Consider the following 23,666-nt stretch of genomic DNA (forward strand, 5'->3'; position numbering starts at 1 on the left):
AATGAACATAACGATTAAACAAGCTAAAGATTATGTCAATCAAGAAGTGACAATCGGTGCTTGGATTGCTAACAAGCGATCAAGTGGTAAAATTGCGTTTTTACAATTAAGAGACGGGACAGGCTTTATGCAAGGTGTTGTAGTTAAAGCTGAAGTTTCGGAAGAAGTATTCCAAACTGCAAAATCTATAAACCAAGAGTCATCTGTATATATTACAGGAACAATTACAGAAGATGACCGTTCTAAATTTGGATATGAAATACAAGTAAGTGATATTGAAGTTATTTCAGAATCACATGATTATCCAATCACACCAAAAAATCATGGTACAGAATTCTTGATGGACCACAGACATTTATGGTTACGTTCTAAACGTCAACATGCTGTTATGAAAATTAGAAACGAAATTATTCGTGCGACATATGAATTCTTTAATGACAATGGATTTACAAAAATAGATCCACCTATATTAACGGGAACTGCACCAGAAGGTACGAGTGAGTTATTCCATACTAAATACTTTGATGAAGATGCATTCTTATCACAAAGTGGCCAGTTATACTTAGAAGCTGCTGCAATGGCGCACGGAAGAGTATTCAGTTTCGGACCAACTTTCAGAGCAGAAAAATCAAAAACTAGACGTCATCTAATTGAATTCTGGATGATTGAAGGCGAAGTGGCTTTCATGAACCACGATCAAAGTTTAGAAGTACAAGAAAACTATGTACATCATATAATTAAATCTGTACTTAAAAACTGTCAATTAGAATTAGAACTATTAGAAAGAGATACTTCTAAATTAGAACAAGTTACAACTCCTTTCCCTCGTATTACTTACGACGAAGCAGTTGAGTTCTTAATTGAGGAAGGCTTTACTGATATTGAATGGGGAGACGACTTTGGAGCGCCACATGAAACGGCTATCGCTAACCACTACGATAAACCAGTATTCATCGTGAACTACCCAACTAAAATTAAACCATTCTATATGGAACCAAATCCAGAAAACCCTGATACAGTATTATGTGCTGACTTAATTGCACCCGAGGGATATGGTGAGATTATTGGTGGCTCAGAAAGAATTAATGATTTAGAATTATTAAATCAACGTATTAAAGAATACGGTCTTGATCCAGAAGCTTACGAATACTACACTGACTTAAGAAAATACGGTAGTGTTCCTCATAGTGGTTTTGGATTAGGCCTTGAAAGAACAGTAGCTTGGTTAAGTGGCGTAGAACATGTAAGAGAAACATCACCATTCCCAAGATTATTAAATCGCTTATATCCATAGGAAGTGGGACAGAAATCTCATTTAAACCCCACCTCGACAGGATAACTAGGTTTGAAAAGCTTGATATGACCGTATTATCAATCCTGTCAGTTATGGCTAATATAATGAATGAGTCTGGGACATTTATTTATGTCTCAGACTCTTCTATTACAAAGTAGGTGAAATAAACATGTACACGAGCCAAATGTTAAAAGAAAAACCGGTTGTAATACAAAGATCTTTATTTAATCATTACGCAGATTTAGGTTTAAATGAAAAACAATTTGTTATTTTAATTAAACTATTGGATAAAGAAAATAACAGTGGTCTACAACCACCTTTAGAAGAAGTTCAACAAGGAACGAGTTTATCTATACAAGAAGTTAGTCACATAGTTAACCAATTATCTTTGCTGAAATGTATAGATATTAAAATCGAAAAAGACGAACAGCATAAATATAATGAGTTTATATCATTCGAACCATTGTATGAACAACTTGCTTTAGTTTTAAACGAAAGTACTCAAGAAAATGAAAATGAAAAATTAAATATTCAATTCAAAAATTTGTTCCAAGAATTTGAATCTACTTTTGGTAGACCTTTAACACCTCTAGAAGTACAAACACTCAATCACTGGATTGATAGTGACAAACATTCTAACGAGCTGATTATGAGTGCTCTAAACGAAGCACACAGTTTAGAAAAATTGAGTTTTAAATATATAGATAGAATTTTATTAAATTGGAAAAAGAAAAACATCACAACAGTTTCTTCTTCTAAACAAGAAAGTGAAAAATTTAATCAAAGTAAAAAAGTAAAACATAATGTTAATTTAATCCCAACTTTTGATTGGGTGAATGGGGAGAATCCTTATGATAAGTAAAAAGAAAGCATTAGAAATGGTTGATGTAATTGACGGGATGTTTCCTGATGCTGAATGCGAACTTAGACATGATAATCCTTTCGAACTTACAATTGCAGTATTACTATCTGCCCAATGTACAGACGTCTTAGTCAATAAAGTTACAAAATCTTTATTTGAAAAGTACAAAACACCTGAAGATTATTTAAATGTAAGTTTAGAAGAATTACAAGATGATATTAGATCGATAGGTTTATACCGCAATAAAGCTAAAAACATACAGAAATTATGCCAATCATTATTAGATAACTATGATGGTATCGTTCCACAAACACATAAAGAACTAGAATCATTAGCTGGAGTAGGTAGAAAAACAGCTAACGTAGTCATGAGTGTTGCTTTTGGAGAACCATCACTAGCAGTGGATACACATGTAGAACGTGTTTCAAAACGATTAGGAATATGTAGAATTAAAGATAATGTTCGACAAGTAGAAGATAGACTATGTAGCATTATCCCTAGAGAACGTTGGACGAAAAGTCATCATCAACTTATATTCTTCGGAAGATACCATTGTGTAAGTCGTAAACCAAAATGTGAAGTATGTCCTTTATTAGATGATTGTAGAGAAGGGCAAAAACGATTAAGAGCAGGATTAGTAAAGGTTGATGGCGCATGATAGATAAAAATGACTTTATAGAACTAGAAGAACAAATAGAACCGTTAGTAAAGCAAAAGCAATTAAAAACTGATAAAGCACGACAACTTCTAGATCAATATTACAAACTAATTATGGACTATTTTAAACAAATCAATGAAATAGAAGAGTTTGATATAGGTAATATAGAACAATATCCAATAGTACCTATGAACTTTTCAGAAAGATATCAATATATTAATCAGCGAATCTATCACTTTATGGGATATAGACAAATGGTGACACTTAAAGATGAATTGATTAAGATGAATGCGAGATATCAATTGCAACTAAAAAGAAAACGAAACTCACAAAAATAAAAGGTCTTTTCATTAGATAAATTATTCTAATGAAAAGACCTTTTTTATTGGATGAGGAATTTATATTTATGGGGCTAAAGAGCTTGTTTGAATGGACTTGCAAGTTAGAGCAGGTGATTTTACATTTATTATTGTCACGTTTGATAAGAAAAGGCAACAAAGCCACTCTTATTGTCACGTTTGATAAGAAATGACAACAAGGACACTCTTATTGACACGTTTGTTAAGAAATGACAACAAGGCTACTCTTATTGTCACGTTTGATAAGAAATGACAACAGCCGCGCCCTAAACAACACTATTTTGTATCAAACAAAAAAATGGTAGCTCCTATGAGCTACCATTTTTCTTTAATTTTCATCTTTTGCTTGTTCTGCAGCTTGTTCTGCTGAACTAGAGCTGGATGAGCTATTAGTGGAACTATCACTTGAGGAATCATCTTCATCACCATCAGAGTCGGAGTCAGAGGATTCTTCAGTTGTAGGTTGTTCCGTTGTTACATCTTCATTACGTGCTTGTTGTGGAGATGTATTAGATTGTGTTGAATTCTGTGTTGAGTTTCTTTGTGTTGTTTGTGGTTCATTTGTATTTACGTTGTTATTGTTGTTTGAGAAATTGTAACTGTCATTGTTTTCTTGTTCGTTGCCAGTGTCTGGTGATGAACTAGTTGTTGTTTGATTATCCTCATTACCAGCAACACTTAAGCTCTTGCCGCTACCTGATACTGAATCTGGTTTTTCAAAGTCAGTACCATCGTAACTTGAAATTTGACTCATTACATCTTTGAATAACGTTTGTGGTTTTACTTGTTCGTCATGTCCTAAGAATGAGTTTTCACCGTATTCTTTAACTTTAGTGAAGCCCATCCATACTGACATTGTGTACTGTGGTGTATAACCAGTAATCCAAACGTCTTTAGCTGCATTTTCAGGTAAGTTATATTCAGTGTAAACTTCGTCACCATAAGTACCTGTACCTGTCTTAGCAGCTACGTTAAGTCCGCTAATACCCATTCCGTAAGCTGAACCATAAGGATCGAATGTTCCTTTAAGCATTTCAGTTAACATATAAGCAGTGTAATCTTCCATAGCTTTATGGCTTTCTTTAGAGAACTTAATTGTTTCATCATCTTGTGTTACAACTTTTCTTATTGATTTAGCTTCGTTGTATGTTCCGCCGTTACCCATAGAAGCAAATGCTGATGCTAATTGGGTAGTGGAGAATTCAGATTGTGAACCACCAAGTACTTCTGATGGACCGATTGTATCTTTATAATTTAAGTTTACTTTAGATGCGAAGTCTCTAACAGATTTCTCACCAGCGTTTTGGTTTGTTTCTTGCCAAGCTTTTAATGCTGGTATGTTATAAGATCTTGCAAGTGCATCAGCCATTGTTACTGAGCCATGTCCTTTACCATCATAGTTCTTAAATATGCTACCGTTAATATTATATTCATTTTCATCTTGGAACTTATGGTTTGTAGCATACTGCATATTTTCAATAGCTGGACCATAAGCTAGTAATGGTTTTAATGATGAACCAGTAGGGTGGGCATCTGTTGCTTGGTTTCTATCTACAACATCTTTATAATTCTTACCACCACTAATACCTACAAGTTTACCAGTCTTCGTATCTACTATTGAAGAACCAGCAATTTGATCATCGTTTTTATAGAATGTACCATTGTCGATTGAATCTTGTAATGTTTTTTGTACATCTTTGTCCATATTTGTGTAAATCTTAAGTCCGCTTGTCATAATATCGTTTAATGACTGTTTCTTGAATGCTTTGTTTTCTTTAAGTTCTTGTTTAACGTAGTTAACATATGATGCGTATTCATTGTCTGGTGTTTCAGTCATTGCATCGTTTCTTTCTTCTACAGTACGTTTGATTAAGTTTTTATCTATTGGTGTATCTTGTGCTTCTTTCATTTCTTTCTTAGAAATTCTACCATGTCTTTCCATTAAATAGAGTACAGTATCTTTACGCTTTTCAGCACCTTCAGGATTATCATATATATTATATTGGTTAGGTACTTGAGGTAAACCAGCTAAATAAGCAGTTTCGGCTAAATTAAGATCTTTTAGCTTCTTGTCAAAATAATATTTAGCAGCTGTTTGAGAACCGTAAATACCATCTGAATAGTAGATTTTATTTAAATACATTTCAAAGATTTCATCTTTAGAGTATTCTTGTTCTAATCTGTATGAAAGATAAGCTTCTTGTGCTTTTCTCTCTACTGATTTCTTATCTGTTAAGAATGAGCGTTTAACAACTTGTTGTGTTAATGTTGAAGCACCTTGTGAGCCAAATCCGCCCGTAAAGTTTTTCATAACAGCTCCAGATAAACGTTTGTAGTCTAAAGCACCATGTTCATAAAATCGATTATCTTCTGTTGCTAATACTGCATCTTTCATTTTGTCAGGAACATCATCAAATTTTACGTGTTCACGTTTTTGTCCCATGTATAAGGTTGTTACGAGGTTGTCGTTCTTATCGTAAATCTTAGTTGGTAATTGGTCTTTCAAAGCACTTTCATTGAAAGCAGGAGCTTTCCAAGCATAGTATGCAAATAATAGAACACCTACTATGACCATTGCCAAAAATGCTAGAACAAGGATACCAAACACCTTGATTATAGTTCTTTTGATATTCCTTTTCTTCTTAGGTTGTTCTTTGTTATTTTTACTATTAGAAGCTTTTGATTTACTCATTTGAGCGCCTCACTTTCTATTTTTATCAATTGATCAACTATTTTTATGTAGTCTATTCTAGGTCTATATTGGTAAGGAATTAAATAACCATCTCTTTCGATTTCTTGTTTAGCGATTGATTTTTTGCCTCCTGATTTATATCTGTCCCAATATACCATGAATTTCCTAAAAGGCAATAAAAATACGCTATCATGGTAGCTGAATTTTATCAATAAAAAACATATGCCTTTTTGTTTTAAAATTTGGTTCATGTGAGAAACTTGATGATCATGAATGTTATTTAAAGGGAAACTCGTTTTGTTTTTAGTTTCTTTGGCTTCAAAGTCAATATAATATCCTTGGTAAATACCATTATAATCTGTAGTAGAAGGCTTTCTAAAATAAGCTTCCTTAATAACAGCTTTTTGTCTCTTCGGATAATCTACATCAACAATTTGCACTGGTGTCGGTTTTTTATGAATAACTGCGATTTCTTCTAATCTATAAAATTGATTAGATTTATCAATTTCCTCTTCTAAATTCATCCCACGTTTACCATATTGTATTTTACTATAATTTGTCTGGGTTTGCCGTGAGACTTTAGAAGTATTTTTTGAAACTTTTTTACCATTTGGATAATTCAAATACATCACCTAGCTTTACTTCATAAAAACTCTACATATTATACCTTATTTCATTATAAGTTACAAAAGTTTTTTATGAAACATATATATTCTAGAACATACCTAGTTATGTTATCATTTTATCGTGAGGTATTATAAATTACAAACTGATTGATAGTAGGGATAAAAATGATTGAAACACTTTTAAATAAACTTACTGAAATGCAAGAAATTTTTAGTAACGCTAAAAATGATCATGAATATGATTTCTATAAAGATGTTGTACCTTTTGTTGAATATGTAGATGAATGTCTAGAACAATTTATACAACATAAAAATACAATATTACAATTACAATATATGAATGAACAAAAGTTCGAATTATTAATAGATAACTATAAAGAATTATCAGTAGAATGCCATTATAAACGTACAAGTAAAAAACTATTTCTAGAAAAACATAAAGCTGTTCAACATGATTTAAAATATATACAAACACATTTAGGTGATTTGTCATGAGTTCTATTTATTTTACAGGGTATAAGCCTTTTGAGTTAAATATTTTTAAAGATGACCAACCAGAAGTAAAAGTCATTAAAGCTTATATTAAAGAATTGATAGAAAATGAAATAGAAGAGGGGCTTGAATGGGTTATTATTTCAGGACAGCTTGGTTTTGAACTATGGTCCGCTGAAGTTACGATTGATTTAAAAAATAAATACCCAGATTTAAAGCTCGCAGTTTTGACTCCTTTTCTAAATCATTTTAATAAATGGAATGAAACAAACCAGCAAAAGTATCAAAACATTGTCATGAATGCTGACTACGTCAACGCTATACATCAAAGTGAGTATCAAGGCGCGTTTCAATTTCAACAAGCTAATGATTTCATTTTAGATAATACTGACAAGACCATTTTATTTTATGACGACGAACAAGAAGCTTCACCAAAGTACTTTAAGACTAAGTTAGTTGATTTTGCGGAAAAGACAAATTATACTTATAATGTTATAACATTCATGGATTTACAGGATTTTATGGAATTTAATTATAATAATGGAAATGAATCTTATTAAATGAGGTGTAAAAATGGCTGATGTAACTTTGAAGTTATCTGCTAAAGATATTTACGAGAAAGAATTTGAAAGAGGTCTAAGAGGTTTCAAGACTGAAGAAGTCGATGCATTTTTAGATGACATTATTTCTGATTATCAAAAAATGGCAGACTTAAATAATGAAGTCATTAAATTAACTGAAGAAAATAGTAAATTAAATAAAGAAATCGAACAATTAAGGATTAGAGTTGCCTCAGGTAGACCACAAGGCTCTCAACAATACAGCTCTAATAATGTCGATATTTTAAAGAGAATTTCAAATCTTGAAAAAGCTGTATTTGGTGAATAAAAGATAGTTATTAATCATAATTTATGATATAATTCTTCTTTGAGTGATATTTCGGGTAATCGCTACGTAAAGTAGAGGAAAGTCCATGCTCACACATTCTGAGATGAATGTAGTGTTCGTGCCTGGTGAAACAATAAGCCAGGGCAATTATTGACGGCAACGAAATAACCTAAGTTTATTTTAAATATGGTTAGTGTAGTTTGAAAGTGCCACAGTGACGTAGCTTCTACAGAAATGTAGAAGGTGGAACGCGGTAAACCCCTCGAGTGAGCAATCCAAAATTGGTAGGAGCACTTCTTTGACGGAAATGAACGGAATAAGAAGGTATGTTAAACATACAGACAGATGATTATCACTGGCGTACGAGTGTAACTAGTACACGTTTGAAGTACTAAAGGACAGAACATGGCTTACAGATTTATCACTTACTAGTGTCGCTCTCCCACGTAGGAGAGCTTTTTATTTGGAAATAATATTAAATTTAATATAAAGGAGTATATACATGTATCAATTACTCGCTACTAGTCCAATGGGATTAGAATCAATTGTTGCTAAAGAAGTTCAAGAACTTGGCTATGAAACAACAGTAGAAAACGGTCGCGTATTATTTGAAGGTGACGAAACTGCAATAGTGAAAGCAAACTTATGGTTACGAACAGCTGACAGAGTCAAAATCGTAGTCGGACGCTTTCATGCTACCACTTTTGATGAACTTTTTGAAAAGACAAAATCATTACCATGGGAAAGTGTTATCGGAGCTAAAGGTATGTTCCCTGTTCAAGGTAAAAGTGTAAAATCTAAACTCTTCAGTGTTTCTGACTGCCAAGCAATTGTTAAAAAAGCAATTGTTGAAAGACTTAAACATGTATATAACATAAAAGGTTGGATTGATGAAACAGGTAGTAAGTATCAAGTAGAAGTTTCAATGTTGAAAGATGAAGCATTCCTTACTATTGATACTTCTGGTTCAGGATTGCATAAAAGAGGCTATAGATTAGCACAAGGTGAAGCGCCAATGAAAGAAACATTAGCAGCAGCACTTGTTCGCTTAACTAATTGGAAAGGTGAAACACCATTTATCGATCCATTCTGTGGTTCTGGAACAATTGCTATAGAAGCTTGTTTAATCGCCCAAAATATAGCACCAGGATTTAATCGAAGTTTTGCAAGTGAAGATTGGGATATTATACCAGAAGGTTTATTTGAACAATTAAGACAAGAAGCTGATGAAGCTGCTGACTATGATAAAGAAATTAATCTTGTGGCAAGTGATATAGATCCTAAAATGGTAGAAATAGCTAAAGCAAACGCTGATGAAGTAGGTTTAGGAGACGTTATCAAATTTAAAGTACAAGACGTTCACGATGTTTCAGTACCAGAAGGTCCAGTATCTATAATTGGTAACCCTCCATATGGAGAGCGTATAGGTGAGCGAAACGAAGTAGAAGCTATGTATAAACATTTAGGCGAAATTATAAATAAAAACAATCAAGTTTCACTTTATATGTTAACAAGCTATAAAGAATTTGAACATTTAATAGGTCGTAAAGCAACAAAACGAAGAAAACTCTTTAACGGTTATATTGAATGTACTTATTATCAATATTGGGGTAAAAGAAAATAAATATTTATTGTTATAGACAAATCAAACGCGAAAATGCGTGTTGATTTGTCTATTTTTTGTAGTAGGTGGGGTAGTTATTGACACTTCTCACTAAACGTGTCAATAACAGTACCCTTGTTGTCTTTTCTCACTAAACGTGTCAATAACATATTGTAAAATCACTGGCTAACGTGCAAGTCACATTAAACAAGCTCGTTAGCCAATATGATACTACCCAAAATTTATACTAGTTGTTATCTTTATGAAATTCATGGTTCATATTATAGCTAAATTTTATATTTCTTTTTTGTTCTGGCAAAAAATACTTAGTACAAATTCTTCTAACTGTTCTCTCTTTGAATGGACTGCACCAATCCATAGCTTCTTTAATTGTAAATGGAGCTCTTTTTAGACAATATAATTCTCTTAAATTATTTATCAAAATTTCTTTATTTAATACATCCGTCTCACAATAAGTACAATAATTATATTTTTGTAAATCTTTAACAATGATAGTATTTAATTTTTTACAGACTGGACACCTTATTCCTTTTTCAATGTTATTAAATTCGACAAAGTTTTCTCGTTGATAATATTTCGAATGTGTTTTTTCGTATTGTTTAATTTTATTTAAAATCAAAAAATCATTATTAGGACTTTTTATGGGAATAATTTTAGATAGGCTATTTAACTGATGGGGTAGTATAAAATTGTGATAAGGTAATTGTAAATGGTTCGTTAAAATAAAGTAGGGGTTTGTAAATATGACATATGATTCAATATTTACATTAATATCAAGCTTATTACATAAATATCTTAATTCGTGCTCAATTTTTTCACGTGTATAAAAGGAGATTGAATTTGTGCACCTAATTTACTTTTCATAAAATTTTCTTCAAAATACCATTCCCCGCTAAAGTTTTTTATTTCAAATATGATTAATTTATTTTGAGAAATTACTAGAAAATCTATTTGTGTATGATTATTATTTCCTATTTCTAAATTTCTAAAATAACATACATTGCCAGTTGCATCTAATAATACTTTGAAATATTTTTCACCATCATTTCCTGATTGCATAAATAATAAATCTTTACGATGGTCGTTATTGAGTATAACTCTTCCTTCTAAAGACTGAATATATAATTTATAATCTCGTTCGTTCATTTTTCTCTCCTTACAAAAATAGTATGGAACATGCGTCTTAACTTAAAATAACATCTCATTTCACTGATTTACTCAGTTATAAATGAGATGTTATGTTTTATTTTGTGTCCAGGAAAGAACATCATAACTGTCCCGCTCCTGTTCTAATTATAAAATTACCAAAGCTTGCCTTCTCCCATTCCTTTAGCTCCTGGTGGTGGGTCGGTAAACATTTGTCCGATAGGGAAGGTATAAGCGATTAAGATTAATAATACTGTAACAATGATTAAGAATCTCCAATTCTCTGCGAATTTAATAACTGGTGCGTCTTGATCTAAAGCTTCAGCTACTGGGTATTCTTCGTCTCCTTTAGGTGAAAGGAAAACTAAATGTATAAATACCATTACTACTAAGATAATTGATATAAATAGTATCGTTCCGCCAACTGCTTGAAGTATTTGATATGGAACCCATTCAGCTGCTTGTTTAGATCCACCGTATGTTGAAAATGCAGATCTTCTAGGTGCCCCTTTAACTAAACCGATATAATGCATTGCGCCACTCATAACCGTCATCCCAATTGCCCATGTATAACCTTGAATAATCGCTAATTTATTTGTAAACTTAGTTAATTTTCTACCTGTACAATGTGGTATTAACCAATACATCATACCAAAGAACGTTAGTATTACTGCTGAAGCAACTGTTAAATGGAAGTGTCCAGTAACCCAAATTGTATTATGAATTAATCCATTCATTTGTGCCGAAGCGTTTACTAAACCACCAGCACCACCTGGTATAAACGCTAGCATTCCTAAAAACGGTAATACAAATCTTGCATCATTCCATGGTAGAGATTTAAACCAACCGAATAAACCTTTATATCCTAATGAACGCCCATAATTTTCAAAAGTTGCAAAAAGGCTAAACGCTGTCATAAATGATGGTACGACAACCATGAATGTTAAAATAACTTGGAAGTATTTCCATATATCATCAATACCTGGTTCAACTAATTGATGATGAATCCCAACTGGAATACTGAAGAATAAGAATAACATGAATGACATTCTAGCTAAATTGTCAGAGAAAGCTTTTGCACCAATAATTTTTGGAACAATAGCATACCAACACATATAAGCAGGCAAAAGCCAAAAGTAAACAAGTGCATGTCCAAAATACCAGAAGAGTGTTCTACTTAATGAGACGTCGACTCTTTCAACTAAACCTAAAGACCAAGGTATAAGTTGGAAAAGAACTGTTGATGCTACCCCTAAAGAGCAGACAATCCACATTACATCGTTAATCGTAACCATATAACTTAATAATGGTGATTTCTTACCAGGATTCTTTTTCTTAAATTCTGCATATTTTAAAATTTGTCCGCTTACAGAAATCCAACTACCAACTACGACTAAAGCCATTCCAACATAAAATATAACGTGTGCTTTCAAAGGTGCATAAAATGTATATAAAACAGTTGCCTTATTTAAAAGGACCATAGTTGCAGCCATTGCTGTACCTACAACCATTACCCAAAATCCAATCCAACCTAACTTTCTTTGTAGTGGTGACAGATTTCCTGCCGTCTTCGCTACTGCTGAATATTGAAATCCAATAATAAAGAAAGTCGTTAATACTAACGCTAATACAATACCGTGTACAGTAAGTATTTGATAGTATGAAATTGATTTAGGTAGTTGTAATAAACCTGATCTAACAAAAGTTTGTAGTAAACCTGCGAGTCCCCCTAGGATTAAACAACAAATTGCTACGTACATATGTGCCATAACAAGTTTACTATCTTTTTTGCTTAAACGTTCTATCATTTCTTATCCACAACCTTTATCATCGACTTCATATCGGCATGTCCAATACCACAATATTCATTACATAAAATGAGGTATTCACGTTTTTCGTCAAACTTTTTTTCATACTGACTTATATGTCCAGGTTCTAACATCATGTTTACGTTCGTACCTGGTAAACTAAAGCCATGTAACGTATCTTTGCTTGTAGCAATGATTTTTACTTTAGATCCTTTCGGTATTTCAACCTTTGCTGGTTGATAGCTAAATGCTGAAGCTACGAATACAAGTTCATAGTCATAGTCTTTCCCGCTAACTTTGTGCAAACCTGGTTTATTAAATGGTTCAATTTCATCAACTCTATCAGGGTTAATGTATTCTCTGCCTGATGCTGCTGGCGTGTGTCCGTTATGTAACGCCGTAATGATTAATATCGCTAAAAATAGAATTAAGGAACTGATTCCAGTTGTCAGCCAGATTTTTTCATACTTATGCACGTAAATCCCCCCTTAAATTCTTACAAGATATAAAATGAAACAAATTACCCATAATACTGCAAAAATACCTCCTATTGTAAAAACTGAATACAATGTTCCACTTAAGTCTAAATCGTCATGTGAATGGTGTTCAGCTTCTTTAATCGTTTGATTATTTTGCCTTGTCATATGATTCATCCTTTCTTATATTCTCTTCATTACTTATAATAGAGTAGAGATTGAGAAAAATATGTGATTTAAATCACATTATCAAAATTATTTGCGCTTATTTAAAGGGGATTAATAATGAAAAGCAATCAAGAATCATTAGACTTATTATATAAATTGAAAAAAGAAATCGAAAAATCTTCGAACATTTCATTGATTAAGCAAATTAATGAAATGATAAAAAAAGTTTATAACAAACAATATACTGTAAGTTTTGTCGGCCACTTTTCTGCAGGTAAATCAACATTAATAAACAATGTCATTGGACAGAATATTTTACCGAGTTCACCAGTACCGACGACAAGTAACACTGCACAATTAATAGCATCTAATCAAAATAGCATTTCGGTAAATTTAAATGATAATCAATATACAGTCGTACAAGAACAAGAAGACGTAAAGAAGTTAAATACTGAGGATAGGGAAGTAGAGTCGATAGAAATTGAATTTACGTCTGATAAATTTAATAAAGGATTTACTTTCCAAGATACACCGGGCGTAGACTCAATGAGTGATAATCATAGAGAAAGTGCTTTTCAATATTTATTAACATCAAATTACGTATTTTATACTGTCGATTATAATCATGTTCAATCAGACATGAATTTTAACTTTATAAAGTCATTAAACAAACTTGATATACCAGTCATTCTAGTCGTAAATCAAATTGACAAACATGATGATGAAGAAATTTCATTTGAAATTTATAAAAATCGTGTGAATAAAGCACTAAAAGATTGGAATTTAAACGTAGAAGAAGTATTTTATGTTTCTAAATTTGAAACAAAATATAACGAGAAAGAAAAGTTTAATCATTTTATTCACGAATTAGATAAAAATAGAACAGAACATCAACATTTTATTGAACGCGTGACAAATTATATTAAAAACGATCAACTAGAATATATTAAGAATAATATGGAAGACATTCTATCTGAAATCGATTCTACTGAAGAAACTTTTGATGAAGATTACAAAGCTTACAAAGAAAAGTACAACGTACAAAATGAGCATTCACTTATACAAAATAAAGATGAATTCAGACAAAACTTAAAAGACACGAGAAAAGAAATATTAGATAATGCTTATTTAATGCCTTATGAAATGAGAGAAACAATTAGAAAATATTTAGAAACAACAGCGAAGGAATATAAGGTTAAAGGCTTATTTAATAAAGAAAAGAAAAAAGAAGCCATACAAAATGAAAAATTAGATTTAGTTAAAGAACAATTAGATTTAAAAATTCATGATGAAATAACTAAAGTATGGATTAAGTCATTAGAAAATTTAAATAAATATATTAATGACTCAAATCTGTTTGAAAAAATAATTAATCAAAAATATACAATTTCTAAAGAAGCTTTAGCTGAACATGTACAAGAACAACCGAACATTACTAATGACTATGTCTTAATATATACAAAAGGTATTACGGATATCATCACAAGACAAATTCGAAATGAAACGAATAGTATAATAGAAGAAATCGTTCAAAATAGTGAAGTAAAAGTAAAATCAAATGAAAATACGGATCAACTAAGCTTATATGAAGAATATATAGAATATAACGAATTATTAACTTCGCTCGTAACAAATAATTTCCAGCATTATTATATACACTTAGATGAATCTATAGATAAATTGATTGATCGTACATATGTAAAAATAGAAGACTTAAACATTAACAACAACGAAGCAAAAGTTAAAAAGACATCTGAGAACATAATTGAACACAAAGAAAGTAACATGGCATTATTGAAAGAAAAAGTTCAAACTTTATCTGATTTACCGATATATCAAAGTGAAGTAACAAACATTAAAAATCAAATAGAGCGAATGGATGAAAACATAACAAAAATTGCTGTTTTCGGTACATTTAGTGCTGGTAAAAGTAGTTTAATCAATGCTATCTTAAAACGGCCGATACTATTAAGTTCACCAAATCCAACTACAGCTAGTATTACAGAAATTAGCTATGGTAATACACAAGAAGTATTGTTTAAGACATATGATCAGTTATTAGAAGAAATAAATCATATTACGGAATTCGCTAATCAATCATATGAATCGATAGAATCATTTATTAAAGACAAGAATATTAAAAGTCATCCATCCTTATCAAGTAATCACTTAGCATTTTTTGAGGCGATAGAAACAAACTTTTATGAATACGTAGAAGCCTTAAATAATAATAAACCTGTACAATTTGAACTAGAAGAACTTGAAAAATTAACAGCTAATGATACACACGCTGCATTTGTTCATAAGATTCATTTAAGATTAGAAGAGGATTGGTTAAAAGATAAAGTTATAATAGACTCTCCAGGTTTGAACTCAAACAACCAACGTCATACAAGAGAAACTGAACAAATCATTGCATCTAGTGACCTTATCATTTATGTCAGCTACTATAATCATGCATTTACAGATAAAGATGGAGAATTTCTATCATATATGCGCGACATGAATAATTTGCAGCAATCTCAAGGTTTAAAATTCGTAATAAACGCGATTGACTTAGCTGAATCCGAAGAAGATAAAGAAGCTGTTATTTCATATGTAGAATCATCTTTAGATGCATTAAATATTAAACCTGAGTGTTACCCAGTCTCAAGTAAAAATGCTATTAAAGAATATGACGAATACTTCACAAAATTTATGAACGCGCTTGATCATTTTGTAAAAGTTGAAAGTAAACAAGTTCTACAGTCACAAGTAGAATCTAGAATTAATCAATTAGAAAATGAACTAGAACAAATGGTTACTACGTATAGACAAGATAAAGATCAATTCGAAAAAAGAAAAGATACTTTACTTAAATATAAAAATCAAACAAACTTTAACAATCAAATTGTCGTGAAGTCACATCATCAATTAGATAAAGAAATAGATGACCAACTATATTATTTAAAAGATAGACTCATGATTCAGTTAAATGATATCGTGAAAAAACATTTTAATACTTCAACCGTTACAAATGATTTCAAAACTTCATTACAAACGAGCACGAAACAATATATAGATGATATTAACCAAAAGTTAAGTTTGGAAAGTTCATTAATTACTGAAAGACTGAAGAATTTTTATAATAAAACTTTTGATGAATTATTAACACCTACAATAGTAGAATTAAATGAAGCATCAATTTTAATTTCTAAATTCAAGCACGACTTTGAAAATAAAGTTTCAGTTCATGCAATCAGTATCCATTTAAATGATTTAACTGATAAAACTGTTCGAACAATATCTAAAAAAGATCTATTAAAAACATCTAAAGCTAAAGAGATTCAAAAAGGGATTCTAAATGATACAATGGAATTAATTGATTCTCCAATAGTAACTTTTGATGATGAAATTAAACAAAATTTAAACAGTTATGATGAACAAGCAGAACAATACATTGAAGAATACAATATAGAAACAAATAAACTTATCGATTCTTACTTATCTATTAATATTAATAATGATTTAATAGAAAGAATTGAAAAAATCTTAAAAGAAATATAGAGGCGAAATAAATGGGAAATAGAATTTTATTAATAGATGGAATGGCTTTATTATTTAGACACTTTTATGCGACGAGTGTACACAAACAATTTATGAGAGATTCAGCTGGTACACCAACAAATGCAATTCAAGGATTTGTAAGACACGCATTTACAGCTGTTAACGACATAAAACCTACCCATGTGGCAATATGTTGGGATATGGGTTCAAAAACATTTAGAAATGATATGTTTGAAGCATACAAATCAAATCGTGTTGCACCACCAGAAGAAATGGTACCTCAATTTGATAAAGCTAAAGATATAGCTTCAAAATTAGGTTTCTGTAACTTAGGTATTACTAATTACGAAGCAGATGATGTAATTGGTACTATTAGTAAAAAAGCACAAGCAAAGGGACATGAAACTTATATCGTGAGCGGTGACAGAGATTTATTACAATGTATAGATACTGATGTACATGTATGGTTAACTAAAAAAGGTTTTAACCTATATAATAAATATGATTTAAACAGATTTAGAGAAGAATACGGTTTAGAGCCATCGCAATTAGTAGATGTAAAAGCATTTATGGGTGATACAGCAGATGGTTATCCAGGTGTTAAAGGAATAGGCGAGAAAACTGCTATTAAATTAATACAAGAACATCAATCCGTAGAAAATGTTATGGCTAATCTAGAAACATTAACACCAGGCCAACAAAATAAAATTACAACTTATCAAGCTGACTTAGAAATGTCTAAACGTTTAGCAGCAATTCATACAAATGTACCACTTGAAACAGAAGAATTATTGGCAAAAATGGAATACAATCACCATATAGAAAATTCAATTACTATTTGTAATGAACATGAATTATTCGTTTCAAGTAAATACTTGATGAGTAACTTTTCATAATGACAGACGAGGCTGGGACATAAATACATGTCTCAGCCTCTTTTATTATAATGGCAGTAGCTGACTGGATTGAAAATGCGCTTATATCAAGCTTTTTCCAATCCTAGTCATCCTTACCGGGGTGGGATTAATTAAGAAGCAAGCGTTGATGTTGGATTAATGAGGTAGAAAATCCAAGTAGACCACGTTTTATTGGATTAACTAAGGCAATAATCCAACTAAACCACATTTTATTGGATTAATGAGGTAGAAAATCCAAGTAGACCACGTTTTATTGGATTAACTAAGGCGATAATCCAACTAGATGCTTTTTATTGGATTAATAAGGTAGAAAATCCAACTAAACCACATTTTATTGGATTAATAAGGTAGAAAATCCAACTAAACCACATTTTATTGGATTAATAAGGTAGAAAATCCAACTAGGTCACGTTTTATTGGATTAATGAGGTAGAAAATCCAACTAAACCACATTTTATTGGATTAACTAAGCCGTAAATCCAAAGTAAATTATGATTTAGAAATTACCTTAATAACAACTAATACGATCAATGTAAAAAAACGAGTCTGAGACATTTACTTATCTCCCAGACTCGTTTTTTAATTTATTTAGATTTTTTCAAATGCTTTCTTAAAGCAGTTTGAGCAAGTTGGTTCGCTTCCTTATTCTTAGCACGTGGAATCCATTTTACGAATACTAAATCAAATTTTGTTTCTAATTTTTTAAAAGCTTCAAAATACGGTTTAAACAAAGCGTTTTTAGTAAATCTCTTATTTAAACTATCTTCGATCAACTTAGAATCTGTATACACTAATGCTGTCTTTACATCTAATTCATGAGCTTTCTCTAAAGACTTTATAAAAGCTACCCATTCAGCACTATGGTTATCTAATGAACCGATGTACTCCGTAAAGTGATATCTTTCATTATCAATAATGATGACAGAAGCACAAGTACTTTCTCCAGGATTACCTTTAGTAGCAGCATCAAAATATATTTGTGGCATGATATTCAACTCTTTCAATTTAAATGTTCAATATTTTAAACTTACACGAACACCGGCCATACTTCAAACAAAACAAAGATTTATAATTAGTCTTCAACAAAAATAAAATTACATTTTCAAAACAAAAGTTTTTTACATTTTTGTGAATTTAAATAAATAAAACATAGATTTTTATAAAAATAGTATTTACATACAAAAATAAGGTGGTATACTAATTTGGTGCAAATTACAATTAGTTCCATTTCTTATTGGACGGAACTTGAAATATTTTTTTATTCTATGATTAAATAATTGAATTTGCATAAAATGATTGTGCACTTGACTCATATTAATGATTCAATTAAATAAAATGTACATCTTGTGATTAATATCAAAACTGAATAGTAAAAATGAATCGCCTTATGAGTTAAGTTGCTCTCCAAAAATAAAAATATAAAGGAGTTTACTGATGGATAAGCAACGGCGATTACAGAAGTTTAGTATTAGAAAGTATACTGTTGGAGCGTGCTCGATATTGGTCGGGACTCTCATATTCCTAAGCTCTCCAACACACCATGCTTTTGCATCTGAAAATACTGTAGATGCGACTAAACTTGAAGTAACAGAAAAAGAGAAAGAAAATGAAGTAACAAAAGCTGAAAAGGAAGTTGAAGAAGCAGTTAACACGACTGAAGCAACTTCTACAAATCAGTCAGCAACTGATGAATCAACAGAACAATCTAAATTTGAAGAAATAGGTAAGCAACAAGTAGAACAAGAGAAAGTTGGCTCTATAGCAGAGTCTTCGAAACCTGAAGAATCAATCAATAAATTAGAAGTTAAGAATGTAATAGACAGTAAACAAGAAGCTCCTTTCAAACAAGATACGGTTGAAGAAATGGAGATACCTAAAGTTGACGAAACTTCTCAACCAGCAACAGTAACACCAGAAGTTAAAGAAAATAAAAATCATAATGACGCTGTAAAATCAGAAGTTAAAACAGTAGCAAAAGAAAATGAACAAGTTCAAAAAGAAGTAGTATCACCAGAAATTAAAGAACATTCACAAACTGAGAAGAAAACTACTGAATCTGAACAAAAACTAGACAAAACTGAAACGCCTAATAAAACTGCTGTTGCAGTAAAACAACCAAGAGAAGAAAGAAGTATTAGAACAAGAAGAGAGTTAAGAAGTGCTGATGATTCAGCACCTAGAGAAAATGTAAATAATGACACTAGCTCTGACAATTTTGTTATAACTGGTAAAGCTTTTGGCAAAAAAGCAAATGATCAAGAGGTATCAGACTATGCTCATATAGCACATAGTTACGTAAAAGAAAATGGAGATAACGTTGAGTTTCATTATGTTATCCATTTCAATAAAGCTGAATCTAATAAAGCACGAGGACGTTTTTATGTTTATGCACCATCATTTGTAAAACTCACACCAGGTTCTATACAAAGAGTAACTGGTAGCGGAACTTTTAATAATTGGAAAAATAAAGCTCTAGTTACTGGTGGTAGCAAGCTTAATTCTATGGTATATCAAGCGATGATTCCTGTTGATAGAGATTATTATAAAAATTTAACTAAAATAACAGATGAAGATAACTTCTACTATATACATGAGGAACTTAACTATAGACGTAATTCTTATATAGCTAAGATGACGGCAACAGTTTCTAAAGATATTCTAAGAAGGAATAACGGTAAATTCTATGTTGCAATAGGGGTTGCGACTGAAAATATAGCAAGAGCAAATAGAGCTAACCATGTTAATTTTATAGAAAACCGCGCTAATGTATCAGACGCAGATAAATTTAATCCTAAAGGCAAAGAGCAAACAGTTGAACTAAATGAAATTCCTAATGCCGAACAATCTATTAACACATACGGATTACCAAATGGTACAAAATATGTTTACACATCACCAGTAGACACTAGCACTATAGGAAATAAAAACACAACTGTACGTGTTAGTTACCCAGATGGTACTCATGACGATGTGCCCGTTGTGTTAGTAGTCAATGACACAGTAGCTCCAGTAGGTCCGACAATTGAGAATCAATCAATTGAAAAAGATAAAGCTATTGATCCTATTACGATTCCAAATGCGACAGATAATAGTGGAGAAATCAAACCTACAAGCGTAACTGGATTACCAACAGGTTTAAACTATAATAATCAAACTAACCAAATTACAGGTACACCAATTGTTGAAGGTAGAAACAATGTGACCGTTACTTACACAGATACAAGTGGTAATACAGTTACAAAAGTATTCCAACTAAATATTACGGATACAACTGCTCCTGCGAAACCTGTAATCCAAACAGACTTAACAGGAAAAGGCGGTACGACTGAACCAATTACAGTTCAATCTGAACCAGGAAGCAAAGTAGAATTATTCGATAAAGATGGTAACAAGATTGGTGAAAGTGAAACAGATAGTAACGGTATAGCTACTATTACACCTACAAAACCTTTACCAGAAGGCAACATAACAGCGAAAGCGACAGACAAAGCTGAAAATCCTAATACGTCTGAAGCTTCTGAACCGATAAAAGTTACAGATACAACTCCACCAGCTAAACCTGTAATTCAAACTGATTTAACAGGAAAAGGCGGTAAAATTGAACCAATTACGGTTCAAGCAGAACCAGGTTCAAAAGTAGAATTATTCGATAAAGATGGTAATAAGATTGGAGAAGGCGAAACAGATAATAATGGTGTCGCTATGATTACACCAACTAAACCTTTACCAGAAGGTAATGTAACAGCGAAGGCTACAGATAAAGCAGAAACACCTAATACATCTGATGCTTCTGAACCAATAAAAGCTACAGATACAACTCCACCAGCTAAACCATTAATCCAAACAAATCTAACTGGCAAAGGTGGTACTACTGACCCAATTACAGTACAAGCAGAACCAGGTTCAAAAGTAGAATTATTCGATAAAGATGGAAACAAACTAGGTGAAGGTACTGCTGACGATCAAGGTAATGCGGTAATTACACCGACACGACCTTTACCAGAAGGTAACATCACAGCTAAAGCTACGGATAAAGCTGATACACCTAATACATCTGATGCTTCTGAACCGATAAAAGTTACAGATACAACTCCACCAGCTAAACCTGTAATCCAAACAGATTTAACAGGTAAAGGTGGTACGACTGAACCAATTACAGTTCAATCTGAACCAGGTTCAAAAGTAGAACTATTCGATAAAGATGGGAACAAAATTGGAGAAAGCGAAACAGATAATAATGGTGTCGCTATGATTACACCGACAAAACCTTTACCAGAAGGTAATGTAACAGCGAAAGCGACAGACAAAGCAGAGACACCTAATACGTCTGAAGCTTCTGAGCCGATAAAAGTTACTGATACAACAGCTCCATCTAAACCTGTAATCCAAACAAATCTAACTGGCAAAGGTGGTACTACTGAACCAATTACGGTTCAAGCTGAACCAGGAAGCAAAGTAGAATTATTCGATAAAGATGGAAACAAAATAGGTGAAGGTACTGCTGACGATCAAGGTAATGCGGTAATTACACCAACTAAACCTTTATCAGAAGGTAACATCACAGCGAAGGCCACAGATAAAGCAGAAACACCTAATACATCTGATGCTTCTGAACCAATAAAAGCTACAGATACAACTCCACCAGCTAAACCATTAATCCAAACAAATCTAACTGGCAAAGGTGGTACTACTGATTCAATTACAGTACAAGCAGAACCAGGTTCAAAAGTAGAATTATTCGATAAAGATGGAAACAAACTAGGTGAAGGTACTGCTGACGATCAAGGTAATGCGGTAATTACACCGACACGACCTTTACCAGAAGGTAACATCACAGCTAAAGCTACGGATAAAGCTGAGACACCTAATACATCTGATGCTTCTGAACCGATAAAAGTTACAGATACAACTCCACCAGCTAAACCTGTTATTCAAACAGACTTAACAGGTAAAGGCGGTACAACTGATCCAATTACAGTTCAAGCTGAGCCTGGAAGTAAAGTAGAGTTATTCGATAAAGATGGTAATAAGATTGGTGAAGCTATTACGGACAATCAAGGTAATGCAGTAATTACACCTACAAAACCTTTACCAGAAGGCAACATCACAGCGAAAGCGACAGATAAAGCAGAAACACCAAATACGTCTGAACCTTCTGATTCAATGAAAGTTACAGATACAACACCACCAGCTAAACCTGTAATTCAAACAGACCTTACTGGTAAAGGCGGTACGACTGAACCAATTACAGTTCAATCTGAACCAGGTTCAAAAGTAGAATTATTCGATATAGATGGAAACAAAATTGGAGAAGGCGAAACAGATGGTGATGGCGTTGCTACTATTACACCAACAAAACCTTTACCAGAAGGTAATGTGACAGCGAAAGCGACAGATAAAGCTGAGAACCCTAATACTTCTGAAGCTTCTGATTCAATTATGGTAACAAATCCAAAAGATACTGATGATACAACGGATAACCAAGATTCAGATATAAACGGTGATGACAAAAATAATAAAGATGAATCTAATCCAAGCGCCTCAACACCAACTAATAATGATGGTGACGTACAACCTGACGCAACAACACCATCGCAAAATCCAAGCAACAATGGTGTAGATGAGAAACCAGGTAATAACAATGGTTCTGATCAACCAAATACTGGTGGAAATGAACAAACTAATAATGGCGACGGTGTAAATAATAAAGATGAAGAGGTTACAAGCACGGATCCAACGAACTCAGACTCTAACAGTAGTGGAATTTCAGATGGCGGTAAAGATGCTGACAAGGATGGTAATAATCAACATGACGCAACAACACCATCGCAAAATCCAAGCAACAATGGTGTAGATGAGAAACCAGGTAATAACAATGGTTCTGATCTACCAAATACTGGTGGAAATGAACAAACTAATAATGGCGACGGTGTAAATAATAAAGATGAAGAGGTTACAAGCACGGATCCAACGAATTCAGACTCTAACGGTAATGGAATTTCAGATGGCGGTGAAGATGCTGATAAAGATGGTATCTCGAATAAAGAGGAATCTGATTCAAACAGTACAATACCAACTGACAAAGACGTTAATGGTCAATCTGACGTAAC

General features: G+C 32.3%; 18 protein-coding genes and 1 other RNA gene. 12 read left to right on the forward strand and 7 right to left on the reverse strand.

Annotated elements, in window-relative coordinates; genetic code table 11:
* The first annotated feature begins 1 nt into the window (after position 1).
* The 4 genes from asnS (at position 2) to LQ615_RS10830 (ending at position 3,152) form a co-directional block, all read left to right on the forward strand.
* Complete coding sequence (gene asnS / locus LQ615_RS10815) at positions 2-1,294, forward strand: asparagine--tRNA ligase (RefSeq protein ID WP_016999967.1); 1,293 nt, start codon at positions 2-4, stop codon at positions 1,292-1,294.
* A 169-nt stretch (positions 1,295-1,463) separates the two neighbouring features.
* Entirely contained in the window at positions 1,464-2,156 is a 693-nt protein-coding gene (locus tag LQ615_RS10820) for a DnaD domain-containing protein (RefSeq protein WP_016999966.1), read from the forward strand.
* A complete protein-coding gene (nth, locus tag LQ615_RS10825; RefSeq protein ID WP_016999965.1) occupies positions 2,146-2,814 on the forward strand; it encodes an endonuclease III in 669 nt (222 codons plus the stop codon). Before LQ615_RS10820 ends, nth begins: the two co-directional genes overlap by 11 nt.
* On the forward strand, positions 2,811-3,152 hold the full coding sequence (locus tag LQ615_RS10830; protein ID WP_135020264.1) for a YpoC family protein: 342 nt from the start codon (positions 2,811-2,813) through the stop codon (positions 3,150-3,152). The genes nth and LQ615_RS10830 overlap by 4 nt, the downstream gene beginning before the upstream one ends.
* A 349-nt stretch (positions 3,153-3,501) precedes the next feature.
* On the opposite strand, the gene LQ615_RS10835 is transcribed toward LQ615_RS10830, so the two are convergent.
* Positions 3,502-5,865 carry a transglycosylase domain-containing protein gene (locus LQ615_RS10835; protein WP_239703845.1) on the reverse strand — a complete coding sequence of 788 codons (2,364 nt, stop codon included), beginning with the start codon at positions 5,863-5,865 and terminating at the stop codon, positions 3,502-3,504.
* A complete protein-coding gene (gene recU, locus LQ615_RS10840; protein ID WP_218688398.1) occupies positions 5,862-6,488 on the reverse strand; it encodes a Holliday junction resolvase RecU in 627 nt (208 codons plus the stop codon). Before recU ends, LQ615_RS10835 begins: the two co-directional genes overlap by 4 nt.
* Positions 6,489-6,656: 168 nt before the next feature.
* Between recU and LQ615_RS10845 the strand changes: the two genes are divergently transcribed.
* The 5 genes from LQ615_RS10845 to LQ615_RS10865 all read left to right on the forward strand — a co-directional run bounded on the left by LQ615_RS10845 (position 6,657) and on the right by LQ615_RS10865 (position 9,495).
* Positions 6,657-6,986 carry a DUF1798 family protein gene (locus LQ615_RS10845; protein ID WP_017000952.1) on the forward strand — a complete coding sequence of 110 codons (330 nt, stop codon included), beginning with the start codon at positions 6,657-6,659 and terminating at the stop codon, positions 6,984-6,986.
* A complete protein-coding gene (locus LQ615_RS10850; RefSeq protein ID WP_103269585.1) occupies positions 6,983-7,543 on the forward strand; it encodes an SLOG family protein in 561 nt (186 codons plus the stop codon). Before LQ615_RS10845 ends, LQ615_RS10850 begins: the two co-directional genes overlap by 4 nt.
* A gap of 13 nt (positions 7,544-7,556) precedes the next feature.
* Complete coding sequence (gene gpsB / locus LQ615_RS10855) at positions 7,557-7,871, forward strand: cell division regulator GpsB (RefSeq protein ID WP_017000954.1); 315 nt, start codon at positions 7,557-7,559, stop codon at positions 7,869-7,871.
* A gap of 47 nt (positions 7,872-7,918) precedes the next feature.
* Positions 7,919-8,289: RNase P RNA component class B (gene rnpB, locus LQ615_RS10860), an RNA gene on the forward strand.
* Positions 8,290-8,373: 84 nt separating this feature from the next.
* Positions 8,374-9,495 carry a THUMP domain-containing class I SAM-dependent RNA methyltransferase gene (locus LQ615_RS10865; protein WP_070045591.1) on the forward strand — a complete coding sequence of 374 codons (1,122 nt, stop codon included), beginning with the start codon at positions 8,374-8,376 and terminating at the stop codon, positions 9,493-9,495.
* Positions 9,496-10,290: 795 nt separating this feature from the next.
* Here the strand turns inward: LQ615_RS10865 and LQ615_RS10870 are convergent.
* The 4 genes from LQ615_RS10870 to LQ615_RS10885 all read right to left on the reverse strand — a co-directional run bounded on the left by LQ615_RS10870 (position 10,291) and on the right by LQ615_RS10885 (position 13,093).
* Positions 10,291-10,641 carry a nuclease-related domain-containing protein gene (locus LQ615_RS10870; RefSeq protein WP_239703843.1) on the reverse strand — a complete coding sequence of 117 codons (351 nt, stop codon included), beginning with the start codon at positions 10,639-10,641 and terminating at the stop codon, positions 10,291-10,293.
* Between the two features lie 155 nt (positions 10,642-10,796).
* Positions 10,797-12,449 (reverse strand): b(o/a)3-type cytochrome-c oxidase subunit 1, encoded by a 1,653-nt coding sequence (locus LQ615_RS10875; protein WP_135031035.1) that lies wholly within the window; start codon positions 12,447-12,449, stop codon positions 10,797-10,799.
* On the reverse strand, positions 12,446-12,925 hold the full coding sequence (locus LQ615_RS10880; RefSeq protein WP_239703842.1) for a cytochrome c oxidase subunit II: 480 nt from the start codon (positions 12,923-12,925) through the stop codon (positions 12,446-12,448). Before LQ615_RS10880 ends, LQ615_RS10875 begins: the two co-directional genes overlap by 4 nt.
* A gap of 12 nt (positions 12,926-12,937) precedes the next feature.
* Positions 12,938-13,093, reverse strand: a complete 156-nt coding sequence (locus LQ615_RS10885) for a hypothetical protein (protein WP_167751224.1) — start codon at positions 13,091-13,093, stop codon at positions 12,938-12,940.
* Between the two features lie 117 nt (positions 13,094-13,210).
* Here LQ615_RS10885 and LQ615_RS10890 point away from each other — a divergent pair, with 117 nt between their 5' ends.
* Together LQ615_RS10890 and LQ615_RS10895 are read left to right on the forward strand one after the other, a co-directional pair.
* Positions 13,211-16,639 carry a dynamin family protein gene (locus LQ615_RS10890; RefSeq protein ID WP_239703841.1) on the forward strand — a complete coding sequence of 1,143 codons (3,429 nt, stop codon included), beginning with the start codon at positions 13,211-13,213 and terminating at the stop codon, positions 16,637-16,639.
* Between the two features lie 11 nt (positions 16,640-16,650).
* Entirely contained in the window at positions 16,651-17,535 is an 885-nt protein-coding gene (locus tag LQ615_RS10895) for a 5'-3' exonuclease (RefSeq protein WP_135031033.1), read from the forward strand.
* A 605-nt stretch (positions 17,536-18,140) separates the two neighbouring features.
* Here LQ615_RS10895 and LQ615_RS10900 read toward each other — a convergent pair.
* Entirely contained in the window at positions 18,141-18,542 is a 402-nt protein-coding gene (locus LQ615_RS10900; RefSeq protein WP_064205410.1) for a ribonuclease HI family protein, read from the reverse strand.
* 448 nt (positions 18,543-18,990) lie between these two features.
* Here LQ615_RS10900 and LQ615_RS10905 point away from each other — a divergent pair.
* A partial coding sequence (locus tag LQ615_RS10905) for an Ig-like domain-containing protein (protein WP_239713581.1) occupies positions 18,991-23,666 on the forward strand: 4,676 nt, incomplete at its 3' end.

Origin of the sequence: Mammaliicoccus sp. C-M13 (genome assembly GCF_022386845.1) — a bacterium.
GTDB lineage: Bacteria > Bacillota > Bacilli > Staphylococcales > Staphylococcaceae > Mammaliicoccus > Mammaliicoccus lentus.

Coding starts and splice junctions, on each gene's coding strand:
- asnS (WP_016999967.1), top strand. CDS start 2: ATGAACATAACGATTAAACAAGCTAAAGATTATGTCAATCAAGAAGTG.
- LQ615_RS10820 (WP_016999966.1), top strand. CDS start 1,464: ATGTACACGAGCCAAATGTTAAAAGAAAAACCGGTTGTAATACAAAGA.
- nth (WP_016999965.1), top strand. CDS start 2,146: ATGATAAGTAAAAAGAAAGCATTAGAAATGGTTGATGTAATTGACGGG.
- LQ615_RS10830 (WP_135020264.1), top strand. CDS start 2,811: ATGATAGATAAAAATGACTTTATAGAACTAGAAGAACAAATAGAACCG.
- LQ615_RS10835 (WP_239703845.1), bottom strand. CDS start 5,865: ATGAGTAAATCAAAAGCTTCTAATAGTAAAAATAACAAAGAACAACCT.
- LQ615_RS10845 (WP_017000952.1), top strand. CDS start 6,657: ATGATTGAAACACTTTTAAATAAACTTACTGAAATGCAAGAAATTTTT.
- LQ615_RS10850 (WP_103269585.1), top strand. CDS start 6,983: ATGAGTTCTATTTATTTTACAGGGTATAAGCCTTTTGAGTTAAATATT.
- gpsB (WP_017000954.1), top strand. CDS start 7,557: ATGGCTGATGTAACTTTGAAGTTATCTGCTAAAGATATTTACGAGAAA.
- LQ615_RS10865 (WP_070045591.1), top strand. CDS start 8,374: ATGTATCAATTACTCGCTACTAGTCCAATGGGATTAGAATCAATTGTT.
- LQ615_RS10870 (WP_239703843.1), bottom strand. CDS start 10,641: ATGAACGAACGAGATTATAAATTATATATTCAGTCTTTAGAAGGAAGA.
- LQ615_RS10875 (WP_135031035.1), bottom strand. CDS start 12,449: ATGATAGAACGTTTAAGCAAAAAAGATAGTAAACTTGTTATGGCACAT.
- LQ615_RS10885 (WP_167751224.1), bottom strand. CDS start 13,093: ATGACAAGGCAAAATAATCAAACGATTAAAGAAGCTGAACACCATTCA.
- LQ615_RS10890 (WP_239703841.1), top strand. CDS start 13,211: ATGAAAAGCAATCAAGAATCATTAGACTTATTATATAAATTGAAAAAA.
- LQ615_RS10895 (WP_135031033.1), top strand. CDS start 16,651: ATGGGAAATAGAATTTTATTAATAGATGGAATGGCTTTATTATTTAGA.
- LQ615_RS10900 (WP_064205410.1), bottom strand. CDS start 18,542: ATGCCACAAATATATTTTGATGCTGCTACTAAAGGTAATCCTGGAGAA.